The organism is Blautia intestinihominis (genome assembly GCF_040096655.1).
GTDB classification, from domain to species: domain Bacteria; phylum Bacillota; class Clostridia; order Lachnospirales; family Lachnospiraceae; genus Blautia_A; species Blautia_A intestinihominis.
Genome location: NZ_JBBMEI010000213.1, coordinates 1 through 593 on the forward strand (window position 1 = coordinate 1; position 593 = coordinate 593).

Below are 593 nucleotides of genomic sequence, written 5' to 3' on the forward strand. Positions count from 1 at the left end.
TCCACTCCCTCCGGCATTACACTTCCTCCGTATTCGCAACTGGCTCTTTCTGCATTGCCTTTGAGAAGAATTTCCCATTTGCTTCCTGCCTTTTTAAGAAGCCGATCAGCTTTGGGATATCATCTTCCTCAATCGCAGAACCCAGCACCGATTCCACCGCACCACCAATCTGGCAGAGCCTGTGTGTCCGCTTTTTAGTTTCCACATCTTTCTGACGTTTCTTCAGTTCCCGTTTCTGTGCTGCATACTGTTTTGCTTTCTCAAGGCTTTCCTGTTCTTTCTTTTCCAACTGGAGCATACGCTCCTCATAACTCTTTGTTGATCTTGCCATAAATATCATCGTCCTTTCTTTTTCTTCCAAACATAAGTTTCCTGTTGTCTGTCAGACGAAGTACATGGTATAATCTGTTTGCGTGTAGGTATATCATGACTCCGGTCTGATAGAACCTTTGGCGGTTTCTTCGGGAACCGCTTTTTTAAGTTGAACCGTTTCTTGTGACTGCTTTCACATTTCCCTTATCCCTCAAGTCTCTGCCCTCGTTGGCTTCCATAAAAAGTTCCAGCATATCCGTTTTGATCAGGACTTTTCTCCC

1 protein-coding gene and 1 pseudogene are annotated in these 593 nt (G+C 44.7%); both read right to left on the reverse strand.

What is annotated here, in order from left to right:
• Nucleotides 1–16 precede the first annotated feature (16 nt).
• Nucleotides 17–331, reverse strand: coding sequence for a DUF3847 domain-containing protein (locus WMO75_RS19755; protein ID WP_002578306.1), 315 nt, complete (start codon nucleotides 329–331; stop codon nucleotides 17–19).
• Between the two features lie 145 nt (nucleotides 332–476).
• Nucleotides 477–593 (reverse strand): annotated as a pseudogene (locus WMO75_RS19760) (MerR family transcriptional regulator); the annotation flags it as partial.

Bases quoted from the DNA above. Each gene is read 5' to 3' on its own strand.
- WMO75_RS19755 (WP_002578306.1), bottom strand. From the start codon at position 331: ATGGCAAGATCAACAAAGAGTTATGAGGAGCGTATGCTCCAGTTGGAA.